Origin of the sequence: Streptosporangium sp. NPDC001681, from assembly GCF_040298085.1 — a bacterium.
GTDB lineage: Bacteria > Actinomycetota > Actinomycetes > Streptosporangiales > Streptosporangiaceae > Streptosporangium.
The window spans coordinates 59,165-73,880 of sequence record NZ_JBEOZN010000006.1; the positions used below are offsets into that span (position 1 = coordinate 59,165).

Here is a 14,716-nt window from a genome sequence, read left to right on the forward strand (position 1 = left end):
AACGCATGACCTGGCTGCGCTGCGCCTCCCCCCGTCCGGGGGCGACCACGCGGCTGTTCTGCTTCACGCACGCGGGCGGGTCGGCCACCGCCTACCGGGACTGGCCCGCGCTGCTACCCGACTCCGTCGAGCTCCACGCGACGCAGCTGCCGGGCAGGGCGGACCGGTTCGGAGAACCGTCGCCGGAGGACATGGACACGCTGGCCGACCTGGTGACCGAGGCGATGTCGCCGCTGCTGGACCGGCGTTTCGCGCTGTTCGGGCACAGCATGGGAGCGACGCTCGCCTACGAGGTCACCCGCCGCCTGGAGGCCAGGGGACTCGCCCCGGCACGGCTGCTGGTGTCCGGGGCGAGGGCACCGCACGATCCCCGGGAGAGGATCGCGGTCTCGGATTACGACGACGACCGCCTCGTCGCCGAGCTGGCCAAGCTCGGCGGCACCGAGGTGGAGATCCTCTCCCACCGGGCGATGCGCGAGATCGTCCTGCCCTACATCCGCGCCGACTTCCGACTGGTCGAGGCCTACCGCCATCGCCCGGGACCCCCGCTGCACACCCCGATCTCCGCTCTCGTCGGCGACGCGGACCCGGAGGTCACCCCGGCCCAGGCCAAGTCGTGGGAGGCCCGCACGATCACCGACTTCTCCCTCACGGTCTTTCCCGGCGACCACTTCTACCTGCAGCCGCAGCGCGCGCCGGTGGTCAGGGAGATCATCCGGCTGCTCGCGGGATGAACGAGCCGATCAGAGGATGAGCGCGAAGCAGTCCGGCCGGTAACCGCGAGGCATCGGCCCGGGAGTCTCCAGCGCCTTGTTGACATAGGAGAGCATCACCGGATCGAGCGCCTCCAGGTTGTGCCCGATGGCACCCTCGATGATCCCCTTGAGCGGGCAGTCGTCCTGGAGCATCCGGTTGGTCACCTGCTCGGGCGGTCCCTCGACGAAGGTCGAGGCGGCCTCCTGCTCGGCCTTCAGCCCGAGCGCGGTGTAGTCGACGCCGGGCTCGACCATGGAGGGGGTGTTGAGCTCCTGCATCAGGGCCGAGTCCGAGTGGAGCTCGTCGCAGACCGTCTCCCCGCCGCAGCTCCTGCGCAACTCCCCGGTCAGTTCGTGGTGCGGCGCCCCCAGGGTGACCAGCTCGGACACCTTGCCCGCCCCGCCCTCCGAGCGCAGGTACGCCCGGGGGACGATCCCCCCGAGGCTGTGCCCGACGATCGCCACCTTCTCGGCCCCGGTGGCCTGGAGCACCCCGTCCACGAAGTTCCCCAGCGTCCGGGCCGAGCGTCTGATCGAGTTGCTCCAGCCGTAGTCGAGGGCGAAGACGCAGTAGCCCTGCTTGCTCAGGTAGGGGGCCGCGACGGGCCAGGTCGCCGCCCCCGTGCTTCTCGCGCCGTGGACGAGCACCACCGGGTACGGCGCGTCCTGGCGGGGCCGGCAGTCGAAGTCGTTGGCCTTCGACAGTCCTTCCGAGGCCAGCCGTCTGGCCTCGGCGACCATGTCCACCTTGGGCGGCGGGGACGCGGACCGCCCGCCGGTGAGCGTGCCGGCCGCGACGGTGAGCACCGCGAACCCCGTCACGACACACAGGACGATCACGATGACGTGGCCGAGACGGAGCTGCCCCACTCGATCTCTCCTCAGAAAGAACGCCGGACAAGAGCCTTTCTCGCCACCCCGCACCGGAGCTATGCCCTGCCCGCGCCTGTTGCCGTCGCAAAGTTGGCACTCTCGCAACAAGCGGGGCCGGGGAACGTCCTCTCCCGGCGCCACAGCCGGGGGCGTCTACGCCTCCGGAGACCACTCGGCTGGCGGATTGTGTCGAAGAGTTGGCCTTCCTTGGGCAGTGAGTGCCCATGAGACGAGGCGTGGGGGCCGTTAGCGTCAGCCTGTGGGTGAACGAGTACTGATCGCGCTCGGTGGCAACGCGATGACGGGGCCCGACGGCGGGGCCTCACCCGGCGACCAGCGCCGCGCGGTCGAGCAGGCCGTCCGCCATGTCGCCGCGCTCATCGCCGACGGCCACCAGGTGACCCTCACCCATGGCAACGGCCCCCAGGTCGGCAACCTGATCCTGAAGAACCAGCTCGCCGCGCACGTCGTGCCCCCGGTGCCGCTCGACTGGTGCGGGGCACAGACGCAGGCCACCATAGGCACCCTCGTCCTCAACGCGCTCGACGGCCGCGCGGCCGTCGTGGTCACCCGCACGCTCGTCGACCCCGCCGACCCGGCCTTCCAGGACCCGGTCAAGCCGATCGGCCGCTACTTCAATGAGGCGGAGGCCCGTCGTTTCGAGGAACTCGGGCAGACCTGGCGCCGCTTCGACCGGGGCTGGCGCCGCGTGGTGGCCTCCCCCGAGCCGCTGGAGATCCTCGACGCCCCCGCGATCGCCGCGCTGGTGGCCGCGGGCTTCACCGTCGTGGCCGCGGGTGGTGGCGGTGTGCCGGTGGCCCGCGACGCCGGAGGGCGGCTGGGCGGGGTCGAGGCCGTGATCGACAAGGATCTGGCGGCGGCGGTGCTCGCCCGGGACGTGCGGGCCACGGTCCTGGTCATCGCGACGGACGTCCCCGGGGCCGTCGTCGGGTTCGGCACGGCCCAGGCCAGACCCCTGGGCGCCGTCACCGCGGCCGAGTTGCGCGTACTACACGCCGCCGGGCACTTCGCCGGCGGCAGCATGGGGCCGAAGGTCGAGGCCGCGCTGCGCTTCGTCGAGCAGGGCGGCGACCGGTCGGTGATCACCTCCCTGGAGAACATCGGGGCGGCGCTCACCGGCGAGAGCGGCACCGTGGTGCGAAAGTGAACATGACGCGATTGAAAGGTGGCAGGGATGCCGGAACCCATTGAAGTGCGCAAGGTGCCCATCGAGAGCGTGACCGACGCCTCCGGGCTGGCCCGGCTCATCGACGACGGGGTGATCGAGGCGCACCGGGTGCTCGCGGTGATCGGCAAGACCGAGGGCAACGGCGGGGTGAACGACTACACCCGGATCCTGGCCGACAGGGCCTTTCGCGAGGTGCTGGAGGCCAAGGGGCATCCTTCCCCCGAGAGCGTGCCGCTGGTGTGGTCGGGTGGCACCGACGGCGTGCTCAGCCCGCATGCCACGATCTTCGCCACCACGGCGAACGCCGAGCCGAGCGACGAGCCGCGGGTGAGCGTCGGCATCGCGATGAGCGATGTGATCCTGCCCGAGGACATCGGCCGGCCCGCGATGGTGGAGAAGGTGGCCGCCGGAGTGCGTGAGGCCATGAAGCTCGCCGGGATCGACGATCCCGCCGACGTCCACTACGTCCAGACCAAGACCCCGCTGCTCACCCTGTCCACGATCAACGACGCCAAGTCGCGCGGCAAGGACGTGGTGATCGAGGACACCGGCCCGTCGATGGACATCTCCAACTCCACCACCGCGCTCGGCATCGCCGTCGCGCTCGGTGAGATCGAGATGCCCGCCGCCGACCAGATCCACCGCGACCTGTCGCTCTACTCCTCCGTCGCCTCGTGCTCCTCCGGCGTCGAGCTGGACCGGGCCCAGATCGTGGTCGTCGGCAACGTACGGGGCATCGGTGGCCGCTACCGGATCGGCCACTCGGTCATGCGGGACGCGCTGGACGCCGACGGCATCTGGGAGGCCATCCGCTCCAGTGGCATCGAGCTGCCCGACCGCCCCCACCCGTCCGACCTGGGTGACCGGCTGGTCAACGTCTTCATGAAGTGCGAGGCCGACCCGTCGGGCAGCGTACGGGGCCGCCGCAACATCATGCTCGACGACTCGGACGTGCACTGGCACCGCCAGATCAAGGCCACCGTGGGCGGCGTCGCGGCCAGCGTCACCGGTGACCCGGCCGTGTTCGTCTCGGTCGCCGCGGTCCACCAGGGCCCGAGCGGCGGCGGCCCGGTGGCCGCCATCGCCGACCTCGGCTGACGGGTACGCGCTCGGGTGGGGCGGAAATCCTCCCCGAGCGCCACCGCGGGTAGGCTCCCGGTTCGTGCCGAGTATTCCGCAGCCCCTGGTCCCCGGCGACGACGGCGCCGCCGACGCCACCGTGACATCCGCGCTCGCCGCCTTCGCCGCGGGGGAGGCGGAGGCCGGTGCGGTCGTCGCCGCGCTGAGCGGGACACGGCTGCTCGTGCCCGTGGTCGCCCTGCTGAAGGAGTCGGAGATCGGCGAGCACGGGTTGCGGCAGGAGAAGGAGAGCGAGATGGCCCTGCCGAAGCTCGTCGGCGCGGACGGGCGCGAGGCGGTGCTCTCCTTCACCGGGATGGAGCCGCTGCGGAGGTGGCGCCGGGACGCCAGGCCCATCCAGGCCACCATCCTTCAGGTCTGCCAGGCGGCGGTGCACGAGAACACCGCCGCGGTGGTGATCGACGTCGCGGGCCCGGTGCCCTTCGTGATCGAAGGTGCTCTGCTGCGGGCACTCGCCGCGGTCGAGTCGGGCACCCTTGACGAGCTGGGCCCCGAGGTCACAGTGGCACGGATGGAAGAGATCGCCGAGCCTCCCAGGCGTCGGCGGTTCGGTTGGCCACCGCGTGGACGAGGTTGACCGTCAGAATCGCCGGAGCGATCACGGCGACGAACCCGCCGAAGTCGCGCTCGAAGACCAGGGCGAGGATCACCGCGGTCACGCCGTTCTGCTGGGCGAGCCCCAGGTGCACCCGGTCGATCAGCGGCAGGCCGTGGGTGAGCACCAGCGCGGCGACCATCTGCGCGGCGTACGCGGCCAGCCCGAGCAGCACCCCCATGCCCATGTTCGTCCCGCCGACGAGCAGCAGGCCCATCAGGAACGCCGACAGCGCGAACGCCACGCTCACCGCCCGCCCCAGCCAGCGCGCGTCGGGCATGCGCAGGTAGAGCCCGGCGGTCGCCAGGCCGAGCATGAGGGAGCTCCACGCGGCCGACACGACGGCCCCGGCCGCCGTCAGGTAGGTCAGCACCGGCGGGGCGTTCCTGATCAGCCGCCAGAGCAGGTAGATCCCGGCCGCGAACAGCGCGTTCAACCCCAGGTCGGCGAAGTACGAGGCCGACAGGCCGCCCCCTCCCGAGCCGCTGACCAGCGCCGCCGCGTAAACGGCCAGGATGATCGTCACCGGGTCGTCGAAGGAGGACCACGCCCCGAGGATCGTCTTCGCCTGGCTTGAGAGCCGGCTGTTCCGCATCACCCCGGCGACCGAGAGCGGGTCGATCTGGGCGACCACCACCGCCATGATCAGTGCCCGGGGGTCGCCCGAGACGAGGTAGACGACACCGGCGATGAAGGCCGTCTTGAGCAGCACCCCGACGGTGACCGCGAGCACGATCAGCCGGGAGTGCTCCCTGGCCTCGGCGCGGTCGATCCCGTGCGTGCTGCCGTACAGGCCGATCGCCAGCAGCAGGCTGCTGAACAGCACGTACGCGCTTGAGTGTTCCAGGTCACGCAGGTCGCCCAGGTCGGCGGCCAGCCAGCCGAGGCCGACCACGACGATCAAGAGCCCGATTCGGGCCACCGCTCACTCCCTGGGATGGGTCGCAGGTGCCCCTGAGGTCTCGCGGGGCGTTGTCGCTGGTTGATCGGCGGAAGGGTGAAGTGCCCGCGGATCGTGTCCACGAGCTTGGCCAGCTTGTCGTCGGAGACGTCGACCTTGCGCTGGTCCAGCGTCACCCCGATCAGGTAACGGGTCTCGTCGATCCAGTAGAAGAACATGGCCCCGCGCTCCACGTCGAGGACCGTGCGGATCAGGACGCCGCCCTCCAGCCCGCGCAGCTGCTGGTTGAGCCGCTGGGTGAGCCAGTTGAGCTGGTTGCCCGCCTTGAGATAGATCCTTCGGCGCTCTTCCGGGTCGGTGTCGTGGAAGAAGTGGGCCAGGTCCGCGTCGTCGAGCACGTCGGTGTAGAAGCAGCACCGCTGGTCGCCGAAGTAGGCCACGAAGTGCAGGTCCTCCTGGTCGACCATGGCGACGCAGCTGGTCAGCGCCTTCTCCACCGAGGGGCCGATGCCCGGCAGGGTACGGATCAGGATCTCCGACTCGCCGATCACCCTGCGCTTGGTGGCGGTGGGCAGCGGGCCCATCCCGGCCTCCAGGTACGGGAGATAGAGGCCCCGGCGATACTGGACGAGCAGGTAGACGCCGGTGACGACGGCGAACGCGCTCACCCCCGTGGTGACCAGGCCGTGCAGCTCGCCGGGCAGCCCGCCCTGCCAGAGCACGGGACCGAACGCCGCCACGAAGCCCAGCACCACCTCGATCGCCGCGGTGCCGGTCAGCGCGATCACCATCAGTATCGGAAGCCGCGCCCGGATCCGGCCGAGCACGGTGGAGATGAGGGCGAGCATCACGATCACCGAGACCACGGTGGCCGCGCGGGCCACGTCGTACTCCTCGCCCTCGATGTACCAGGCGAGGAGTTCGAGCAGCACCGGAAGGAGCACGAATGACGCGATGACCGCGGGCAGCTTGCTGAAGCGATCCGTGTCCATGCGCACCGTCCCTCCGGATATAGGGATCGGGTACAGCCTCTGTGATCATCGCGAGTCCCGTCAATGACCTTCGAGGTCACTTCGAGCCCTCAGATCCCCGGCGGGGCCGGGGTTCGCGGATTATGGTCGCTCCGTGAGCGAGTACGCCGAGCCGGCACACCGGCCCCCCAGTCCTCCTCGTACCGTCAGGCGCCCCCGGGTCCTCGGGGCGGTGGTGGTCTCGTGAGCCTCGTGGCGGCGCCGCTCCTCCCGGTCCTGGCGGCGGCCGCGTCGGGGGCGGTGATCGGGCTGTGGACGCGGCGCGTGGTGGCCCGCCACTCGGTGCCCGACGGGGAGCGGTCCGGGCGGCCCCGGCCGGTGGCGGGGGTCGTGGAGGTGACCACCGCGGTGGTGCTGGCCGCTCTCGCGCTGCGGGCGCTCTGGCCCGGCGTACCGGCCCAGGCGGTGACCACCCCGGCCGGGAGGGCCGGAGAACTGCTCGCCTTCGGCGGGCTGGCGGTGGTCGCCGTCGCCCTGTCCTTCGTCGACGCCGCCGTCCACCGGCTGCCCGACCGGCTCACCCTGGCCGCCTACCTGGGAACCGCCGTACCGCTCGCCGCGTCGGCCCTCGTCGACGGCCGCCTCGGCGATCTGCTCGGCGCGGGTCTCGGCGGTCTCGCCCTGGCGGGCTTCTACCTGGTGCTGCTCCTGATCAACCCGGAGGGAATGGGGCTGGGCGACGTCAAGTTCGCGGCGAGCCTGGGCACCGCCCTCGGCTGGCTGGGCTGGGACACCCTGGTCGCCGGGACCTTCCTCGGCCTGGTGGCCGGGGGCGTCTACGGGGCCGCCCTGATGGTCCTGCGCCGCGCGGGCCGCAAGAGCGAGATCCCCTTCGGCCCCTTCATGGCGATTGGCGCCCTCGCCGCGGTCCTCACCGCGCTCTGACCGCCGGCGGATGTCTCACTCCGTGAACCGGGGCCATTCCAGTGGGCGACACGTGGAAGACTTGTCAGCATGTTGCGTTGGTTGACCGCCGGAGAGTCTCACGGCCCCGAACTCGTCGCGATCCTGGAAGGCCTGCCCGCGGGGGTGGAGGTGACCACCGCCCAGCTGGACGAGGCGCTGCGCCGTCGCCGCCTCGGTTACGGTCGCGGGGCACGGATGAAGTTCGAGCAGGACGTCGTTACCATCGTGGGCGGGGTCCGCCACGGCCGCACGCTCGGCAGTCCCGTCGCCATCCGGGTGGGCAACACCGAGTGGCCCAAGTGGGAGACGGTCATGGCGGCCGACCCCGTCGACCCGGCCGTGCTGGAGGGGCAGGCGCGCAACGCGCCGCGCTCCCGCCCCCGCCCCGGCCACGCCGACCTCGCGGGCATGCAGAAGTACGGCTTCGACGACGCCCGCCCGGTGCTCGACCGGGCCAGCGCCCGGGAGACCGCGGCCCGTGTCGCGCTCGGCCAGGTGGCGCGGAGCTTCCTCAAGCAGGCCCTCGGCGTCGACATCGTCAGCCACGTCGTCTCGATCGGCGGGGCGGCGACCACCCCTGGCGTCATCCCCGGCCCCGGTGACCTGGCGGCGATCGACGCCGACCCGGTGCGCTGCGCCGATCCGGAGGGCAGCGCGGCGATGGTCGCCGAGATCGACAGGGCGCACAAGGACGGCGACACCCTCGGCGGCGTCGTCGAGGTGGTCGCCTACGGCCTGCCGCCGGGCCTGGGCAGCTACACCCACTGGGACCGCCGGCTCGACGCCCGCCTCGCGGCCGGCCTGATGGGCATCCAGGCGATCAAGGGTGTCGCCGTCGGCGACGGCTTCGAGACGGCCCGCCGCCCCGGCTCCCTGGCCCACGACGAGATCGAGAACACCGCGGACGGCATCCGCCGGATCACCAACCGGGCCGGTGGCGTCGAGGGTGGCATGACCAACGGCGAGCCGCTGCGCGTCAGTGCGGCGATGAAGCCGATCTCCACGGTCCCCAGGGCGCTGGCCACCGTCGACGTGCTGACCGGCGAGGCGGCCAAGGCCCACCACGAGCGCTCGGACGTGTGCGCGGTCCCGGCCGCCGCGATCGTCGCCGAGGCCATGGTGGCGCTGATCCTGGCCGACGCCGCGATCGAGAAGTTCGGCGGAGACTCCGTCGAGGAGGTCGCCCGCAACCTGTCCGGCTACCTCTCCTCGTTGGTGATCAAGTGAGCGGGCGCCAGGCCGGCGAGCCGCGGTCCAAGGAGGCCGGATGAGTCCCCGTGCAGTACTGATCGGCCCTCCGGGGTCGGGCAAGTCGACCATCGGACAGCTCCTGGCCGACCGGCTCGGGGTCGCCTTCCGCGACACCGACACCGACGTCGAGCTCACGGCGGGCAAGCCGGTGAGCGACATCTTCATCGAGGACGGCGAGGAGATCTTCCGCGAGCTGGAAGCCGACGCCGTACGGCGGGCGCTGGCCGAGCACGACGGCGTGCTCTCCCTCGGCGGCGGCGCGATCCTCGCCGAGGCCACCTGCGAGCTGCTGGCCGACCATCCGGTGGTCTACCTGGAGGTCGGTCTCTCCAACGCCGTCCAGCGGGTGGGCCTGGCCTCGGCGCGGCCGTTGCTCGTGCTGAACCCGCGCAGCCGGCTGAAGAAGCTGATGGACGCCCGTCGTCCCATCTACGAGAAGCTGGCCAGGATCGTCGTGGTGACCGACGAGCGCGAGCCCGGCCAGATCGTCGACGAGATCGTGAGAGGCCTGGAGCCATGACGATCTCCAGGATCAAGGTCGCCGGCGAGAGCCCGTACGACGTGGTGGTCGGCACCGGAGTGCTCGGCGAGCTGCCCGGCCTGCTCGGGCCGAAGGTCCGCACCGTCGCCGTGATCCACCCCGAGAGCCTGCCGGAGATCGCCCGCCCGGTCTGCGGCGCGATCGAGGCGGCCGGGTACGAGGTGGTCCCGTTGCCGGTGCCCGACGCCGAGCGTGCCAAGACCGTCGAGGTGGCCGCGGGGCTCTGGTCGGCCTTCGGCCGCGCGGGCATCACCCGGTCCGACGCCGTGGTCGGCGTCGGCGGGGGGGCGACCACCGACCTGGCGGGGTTCGCCGCCGCCACCTGGCTGCGCGGTGTCAAGGTGGTGCAGGTGCCGACGACACTGCTCGGCATGGTCGACGCGGCCGTGGGCGGCAAGACCGGTATCAACACCCCCGAGGGCAAGAACCTGGTCGGGTCCTTCCACCCGCCGGCGGGGGTCCTGTGCGACCTGGCCACCCTGGTCTCGGTGCCCCGCGACGACTACGTGGGCGGCCTCGCGGAGATCATCAAGGGTGGTTTCATCGCGGACCCGAAGATCCTCTCGCTCATCGAGGACGACCCCGAGGGGGCCAGGCTCCCCGAGGGGCGGCACACCCGCGAGCTGATCGAGCGCAAGATCCAGGTCAAGGCCGACGTCGTCGGCGCCGACCTGCGCGAGGGCGGCCTGCGGGAGATCCTCAACTACGGCCACACCCTGGCCCACGCCATCGAGCGCGTCGAGCGGTACCGGATGCGCCACGGCGAGGCCGTCGCGATCGGCATGGTCTACGCGGCCGAGCTGTCTCATCTGGACGGCAGGATCGGTACCGACCTCGTGGAGCGGACCAGGTCCATTCTGACCTCGGTCGGGCTGCCCACCGCCTACCGCCGCGAGGCCTGGCCCGAGCTCCGCGACCACATGCGCCTCGACAAGAAGAGCCGCGGTGCCACGCTGCGCTTCGTCCTCCTGGACGACCTGGCGAAGGTGTCCTCGCTGTCCGACCCCTCGGAGGAGCTTCTCGAAGCCGCCTACCGGGAGATCGCCCGGTGAGCTTCACGACACCGGTGCTCCCGGCGGGTATCGCGGGCCTCGGCCTGAGATCGTACCTGCCGGCCCTGCACGCCGTCGCCGAGAGCACCTCCTGAATCCGGGCGACTCGGAACTTCCCGCGCTCCGGCGGCCGCACCCGGCCCCCGGCGATCCCGGTGCCGGGGTCACCGGGGGCCGGGGCGGTTTCAGGAGGAGCTGAGGCGTTTGAGGGCGCTGCGGACCTTCGCCGGGTCGTTCGTGGGCCAGAAGGGCGGCAGGGAGTCGCGCAGGAACCCGGCGTAGCGGGCCGTCGCCAGCCGCGGGTCCAGTACCGCGACCACACCCTTGTCGTGCTGGCTGCGGAGCAGGCGGCCCGCGCCCTGCGCGAGGAGCAGCGCGGCGTGGGTGGCGGCGACCGACATGAACCCGTTGCCGCCCTTGGCGGCCACATGGCGCTGGCGAGCGGAGCTGAGCGGGTCGTCCGGGCGGGGGAAGGGGATGCGGTCGATGATGACCAGGCGCAGCGAGGGGCCGGGGACGTCGACGCCCTGCCAGAGGGAGAGCGTGCCGAACAGGCAGGTCGGCTCGTCCTCGGCGAATTGCTTGACCAGCAGCATCGTGGAGTCGTCGCCCTGGCAGAGCAGCGGCACGCTCAGCCGGTCGCGCAGGGCCTCGGTGGCCGCCTTGGCGGCCCGCATCGAGGAGAACAGGCCGAGAGTGCGGCCCCCCGCGGCTTCGATCAGCTCGGTGATCTCGTCGATGTAGGCCTCGGGCAGGCCGTCACGGCCCGGCTGGGGCAGGTGCTTGGCGACGTAGAGGATGCCGCTGCGGGGGTGGTCGAAGGGGGAGCCGACGTCGATGCCGTTCCAGCCGGCCCGGCTCTTGCCGGCCTTCTTCCCGGACTTGGGGGCGGCGCGCTCCTCGCCCGTCTCGTCCTCCTCGGCTGGCTTTCCGCCGCCCTCGGCGCCAAGGCCCCACTGGCGGGCCAGCCCGTCGAAGGCGCCGCCCAGGGCGAGCGTGGCCGAGGTCAGGATGACCGTACGGTCGCCGAAGAGCCTGTCGCGGAGCATGCCCGCCACGGTCAGCGGCGCCACCCGCAGCAGGGGTGGCCGCCGGTCGGTGCCCGCCTCCAGCCAGACCACCTCGGCCCGGTCGATCTCCTCGGCGTGGCCGAAGGCGTCGAGCATGCGCTGCGCGGTGTCGTGCACCTCGTCCAGGGAGGTGAAGGCCGCCTTGCGCAGTCCCGCGCCCTCCGGGTCGTCCTTGTCGCCGGTGCGCGGGCCAAGGGCGGTGATGCACGCCCACGCCGAGTCGCGGATCAGGGCGAGCGTCAGCCCGAGCACATCGGGAAGCTCGTCGAGGCGCCCGGCGGGGGCGGCGGCGAGGAGGGCCCTGAGGTCCTCTCCGGCCTCCATGAGCCGGTCGGCCAGGTGCTGCTCGATGAGCTTGCCGACCCGCCGCACGGCCACCGTGACCATGGTCTCCGACAGCTCGCCGCTGACCACCGAGGTGACGCGGTCGACCAGCTCGTGAGCCTCGTCGACCACGACCACCTCGTGCTCGGGCAGGAGCGGGAAGTCCTCCATCGCGTCGATGGCGAGCAGCGCGTGGTTGGTCACGACCACGTCGGACTCGCCGGCGCGGGCGCGGGCCAGTTCGGCGAAGCACTCCATGCCACTCGGGCAGCGCGTGGCTCCCAGGCACTCCCTGGCGCTGACCGAGAACTGGCGCCAGGCCTGCTCGTTGACGCCGGGGACCAGCTCGTCGCGGTCACCGGTCTCGGTCTCGTTCGACCACTCCTGGATGCGCTGGACCATCCGGCCCGTCGCGTTGACCTCCCGGGGGTCGAAGAGCTGGTCCTGCTCCTCGTCGGGCCACCCCGCGCTCGCCTTGTAGCGGCACAGGTAGTTGCGGCGGCCCTTGAGGATCGCGAACGTGGGCTCGTGCGGCAGCTGTGGGGCGAGGGCCTTGGCGAGGCGGGGCAGGTCGCGGTCGACGAGCTGGCGCTGGAGCGCGATGGTGGCGGTGGAGACGACCACGGCTCCCTTGGAGGTCATCGCGTGCCTGATCGAGGGGATCAGGTAGGCCAGCGACTTGCCGGTGCCGGTGCCCGCCTGGACGGCCAGGTGGTCGCCCGACTCGATCGCGTGCTGCACCGCCCTCACCATGGTGATCTGTCCGGGGCGTTCGACCCCGCCCACCGCCTCGACGGCGGTGCTCAGCAGGTCCTCAACCGGGGGGATGTCCACCTTTGAGGAGACGTCTTCGGGAGCGGTGATGGAGTCGGTCGGCACGACAGCCAACCGTACCGGCTCGCTCCGACAAGCGTGGCGGCTCCGGCGGGAGCGGTGCGTCCCCGCCTTCCTCGGTCCTGTCGTGATCCACCGGCTGACTCCGGCACGTGTCACAGGTCCTGCTCCCGGTTCGGAAAGACGACCCGCCGGACCCTTCCGGGTGCTTTCACGTTCGGTCATCGGAATCGCCGGATGGAGGCCCCGTCGTTCACGGCGGGGAGGAAACGCGGAAAACGATGCCGTCCGGTGGCGGTGAGTGACAGACTCGGTACGTGCTGGTGATGGAAATGCTCAAGCTCGCGCCCTCGCCTGAGCAGGAGCAAGGGCAGGGGCAGGGGCAGCGTGCCGACCTGCACTCGTGGGATTTCCCTCGACTGCGGACGTTCGTGACGTGCAAAGCGGTTTCGGCCGGGGTGGCGGTGCGGCCGGTGGATTCGCGTGACACCTCCCGCACCTGCCCGGGGGGCGGCCACATCGACAAACGGAATCGTCCTACCAGGGATGACTTTCGTGGTGTTTCGTGCGGGCTCGCCGGCCCGGTGGATTACTTCGCGGCGACCAATATCGGTCGCCGGGCAGTGCGTCACGCTGCCGGCGACGCGGCCTGAACCGTCGAATCCATCGACGGCGAGAAACTACGGGCTTGGCCCCCGGGGCAGAGAAGCTGACCTGGGCGTATGGCCTTCCCCTTGTGAGGGTCAAGCCTGGGGGGACATCTGGGCCCTGGAGCAGGTTCCCCCGCTCTTGAGCTTACGCTCGGATATAGTCCCCTTTAGGTGTTCTATTGCGTACCCTTTGCTCGTTAGGCGGTGACCGAGAGTGATGGTCGGCGTGACGGTGTCCGCCGCGATTGCACCGCGATTGCACCGCGTAAGGTGCGATTGCCCTGCAAAGTCCCTGCTCGAACTGGATGTTTGGGGCGTTTGAGTACATTATGTCCTCCATGTCGGAAGTTGTCCCGTTGCCGTCGTTCGGCGAGGTGTTCTTTGACGAGCGTGGCCAGGAGCGGGTGCTCCGGGTCACCTGGCACGAAGGCACGCTGGTGCTGAGCCTGTGGCGTGGCGAGATGTGCACCGCGAGTTTCCGCATGCCCATGAACGACGTGGGGCGGCTGGTCGACACCCTTGACGAGGGCTTCGTCCAAGCCGGTGGGCAGTACCCCGACGAGGTGGGCGAGCCCGTTCACACCGAGCAGCAGATCCACAGCGAGTATCCCGGCACCGGTCAGTACGCCAGACCTCGGCCCGAGGACTACGCCCAGCCCCAGCAGTATCCCGACCCGGCCGGTCACGTCCCCGTGCCGGACGAGCCCCGCCAGGCCGCCGCGCTCGGGCCGAACGACGTGCTCGTCGCGCGGGGAGTGGTGCCTCCGCCGGATCGGCCCGACTGGTCTCAGGATCGGATGGTGCCGGGGCACGGCTCCGCCGACGCCGTGCCGCGCGAGAACATGATCGTGAACGACGCCCTGCCCTACGGGCAGCCGCAGTCCTTCGATCCGCTCGGTACGGGCCCGGTGCCCGGCGAGGCCGCCTACCAGATGCCGGACGACCGCTACCCGCCCGCGCAGCAGCCCGCTCCGTACGGCGCCCAGCAGCCGGACCCCTACGGCACGCCCGCGCAGCAGCCCGCCGACCGGTTCGGCGCCCAGCAGCCCGATCCGTACGGCGTGCCGCCCCAGCAGCGGCCCGTCGACCCGTTCGCGTCGCACGCCGACCAGTTCCCCAACCCCGCCCGCCGGCCGGATCCCGACCCCTACGGGCAGGGGCAGCAGAACTCGACGGACCCCTTCGGGTTCGCCGCCCAGCAGCAGGCCGGGGGCCACGGGACCCAGCAACCCGACCCGTACGGCTACCCGGCCCCCGCGCAGCCGGATCCCTACGCGTTCGGCACCGCGCAGCCACACCAGGCCGGTCACCCCGCCGACCTCCGAGACCTGTACGGCTCGCCACCCGCCTACCCGCAGCAGGACGTCGATCCGTCCGACCCGCTGGGCCTGGGAGGCCAGTCCGCACCCGACCAGAGGCTGCCGCGCCCCTACCTCCAGGACCCGCCGCACTCCACGGGCGAGAGACTCCGCCCCGAACAGGGCTACGACGACCGGTACGACCGCCGTCGTGACGAGCACCAGTACGACGACAGGCGCCGCGAGGGTCGGCGCCGCGACGATCGGGAAGAACGCCGGGAGTGGTGACTCTCCAGGGGATGTGAG

General features: G+C 71.4%; 14 protein-coding genes. 10 read left to right on the forward strand and 4 right to left on the reverse strand.

What is annotated here, in order from left to right; all coding sequences use genetic code 11:
• Positions 1-5 precede the first annotated feature (5 nt).
• Complete coding sequence (locus ABT130_RS04150) at positions 6-734, forward strand: thioesterase II family protein (RefSeq protein WP_350952690.1); 729 nt, start codon at positions 6-8, stop codon at positions 732-734.
• Between the two features lie 9 nt (positions 735-743).
• Here ABT130_RS04150 and ABT130_RS04155 read toward each other — a convergent pair whose 3' ends face one another.
• Positions 744-1,625 carry an esterase/lipase family protein gene (locus ABT130_RS04155; RefSeq protein ID WP_350952692.1) on the reverse strand — a complete coding sequence of 294 codons (882 nt, stop codon included), beginning with the start codon at positions 1,623-1,625 and terminating at the stop codon, positions 744-746.
• Positions 1,626-1,887: 262 nt separating this feature from the next.
• On the opposite strand from ABT130_RS04155, the gene ABT130_RS04160 reads away from it, so the two are divergent.
• The 3 genes from ABT130_RS04160 (at position 1,888) to ABT130_RS04170 (ending at position 4,534) form a co-directional block, all read left to right on the forward strand.
• Entirely contained in the window at positions 1,888-2,796 is a 909-nt protein-coding gene (locus ABT130_RS04160) for a carbamate kinase (protein ID WP_350916169.1), read from the forward strand.
• A gap of 27 nt (positions 2,797-2,823) precedes the next feature.
• Positions 2,824-3,915 carry a barbiturase gene (gene bar / locus ABT130_RS04165; RefSeq protein ID WP_350916171.1) on the forward strand — a complete coding sequence of 364 codons (1,092 nt, stop codon included), beginning with the start codon at positions 2,824-2,826 and terminating at the stop codon, positions 3,913-3,915.
• A 64-nt stretch (positions 3,916-3,979) separates the two neighbouring features.
• Positions 3,980-4,534 carry an SseB family protein gene (locus tag ABT130_RS04170; protein ID WP_350916173.1) on the forward strand — a complete coding sequence of 185 codons (555 nt, stop codon included), beginning with the start codon at positions 3,980-3,982 and terminating at the stop codon, positions 4,532-4,534.
• Here ABT130_RS04170 and ABT130_RS04175 read toward each other — a convergent pair.
• Both ABT130_RS04175 and ABT130_RS04180 read right to left on the reverse strand, forming a co-directional pair.
• Positions 4,455-5,474 (reverse strand): cation:proton antiporter, encoded by a 1,020-nt coding sequence (locus ABT130_RS04175; RefSeq protein WP_350916174.1) that lies wholly within the window; start codon positions 5,472-5,474, stop codon positions 4,455-4,457. The two genes, ABT130_RS04170 and ABT130_RS04175, sit on opposite strands and share 80 nt — an antisense overlap.
• Positions 5,453-6,445 carry a hypothetical protein gene (locus ABT130_RS04180; RefSeq protein ID WP_350952694.1) on the reverse strand — a complete coding sequence of 331 codons (993 nt, stop codon included), beginning with the start codon at positions 6,443-6,445 and terminating at the stop codon, positions 5,453-5,455. Before ABT130_RS04180 ends, ABT130_RS04175 begins: the two co-directional genes overlap by 22 nt.
• Before the next feature lie 222 nt (positions 6,446-6,667).
• Here ABT130_RS04180 and ABT130_RS04185 point away from each other — a divergent pair, with 222 nt between their 5' ends.
• The 4 genes from ABT130_RS04185 (at position 6,668) to aroB (ending at position 10,234) form a co-directional block, all read left to right on the forward strand.
• Positions 6,668-7,369 (forward strand): prepilin peptidase, encoded by a 702-nt coding sequence (locus ABT130_RS04185; RefSeq protein WP_350916178.1) that lies wholly within the window; start codon positions 6,668-6,670, stop codon positions 7,367-7,369.
• A 69-nt stretch (positions 7,370-7,438) separates the two neighbouring features.
• Positions 7,439-8,617: a chorismate synthase gene (gene aroC, locus ABT130_RS04190; RefSeq protein WP_350952696.1), complete on the forward strand. Its 1,179-nt coding sequence runs from the start codon at positions 7,439-7,441 to the stop codon at positions 8,615-8,617.
• 40 nt (positions 8,618-8,657) lie between these two features.
• Complete coding sequence (locus tag ABT130_RS04195; protein ID WP_350916182.1) at positions 8,658-9,161, forward strand: shikimate kinase; 504 nt, start codon at positions 8,658-8,660, stop codon at positions 9,159-9,161.
• A complete protein-coding gene (gene aroB, locus ABT130_RS04200) occupies positions 9,158-10,234 on the forward strand; it encodes a 3-dehydroquinate synthase (RefSeq protein WP_350916184.1) in 1,077 nt (358 codons plus the stop codon). The genes ABT130_RS04195 and aroB overlap by 4 nt, the downstream gene beginning before the upstream one ends.
• Positions 10,235-10,419: 185 nt before the next feature.
• Here aroB and ABT130_RS04205 read toward each other — a convergent pair whose 3' ends face one another.
• Entirely contained in the window at positions 10,420-12,507 is a 2,088-nt protein-coding gene (locus ABT130_RS04205) for an ATP-dependent DNA helicase (RefSeq protein WP_451935130.1), read from the reverse strand.
• A 281-nt stretch (positions 12,508-12,788) separates the two neighbouring features.
• On the opposite strand from ABT130_RS04205, the gene ABT130_RS04210 reads away from it, so the two are divergent.
• On the forward strand, positions 12,789-13,115 hold the full coding sequence (locus tag ABT130_RS04210; protein WP_350952818.1) for a zinc ribbon domain-containing protein: 327 nt from the start codon (positions 12,789-12,791) through the stop codon (positions 13,113-13,115).
• A gap of 335 nt (positions 13,116-13,450) precedes the next feature.
• The gene (locus tag ABT130_RS04215) at positions 13,451-14,698 is read left to right on the forward strand and encodes a hypothetical protein (RefSeq protein WP_350952698.1); all 1,248 of its coding nucleotides are present in this window, start codon (positions 13,451-13,453) and stop codon (positions 14,696-14,698) included.
• Positions 14,699-14,716 lie beyond the last annotated feature (18 nt).

Coding starts and splice junctions, on each gene's coding strand:
- ABT130_RS04150 (WP_350952690.1), top strand. CDS start 6: ATGACCTGGCTGCGCTGCGCCTCCCCCCGTCCGGGGGCGACCACGCGG.
- bar (WP_350916171.1), top strand. CDS start 2,824: ATGCCGGAACCCATTGAAGTGCGCAAGGTGCCCATCGAGAGCGTGACC.
- ABT130_RS04180 (WP_350952694.1), bottom strand. CDS start 6,445: ATGGACACGGATCGCTTCAGCAAGCTGCCCGCGGTCATCGCGTCATTC.
- aroC (WP_350952696.1), top strand. CDS start 7,439: ATGTTGCGTTGGTTGACCGCCGGAGAGTCTCACGGCCCCGAACTCGTC.
- ABT130_RS04195 (WP_350916182.1), top strand. CDS start 8,658: ATGAGTCCCCGTGCAGTACTGATCGGCCCTCCGGGGTCGGGCAAGTCG.
- aroB (WP_350916184.1), top strand. CDS start 9,158: ATGACGATCTCCAGGATCAAGGTCGCCGGCGAGAGCCCGTACGACGTG.
- ABT130_RS04210 (WP_350952818.1), top strand. CDS start 12,789: ATGGAAATGCTCAAGCTCGCGCCCTCGCCTGAGCAGGAGCAAGGGCAG.
- ABT130_RS04215 (WP_350952698.1), top strand. CDS start 13,451: ATGTCGGAAGTTGTCCCGTTGCCGTCGTTCGGCGAGGTGTTCTTTGAC.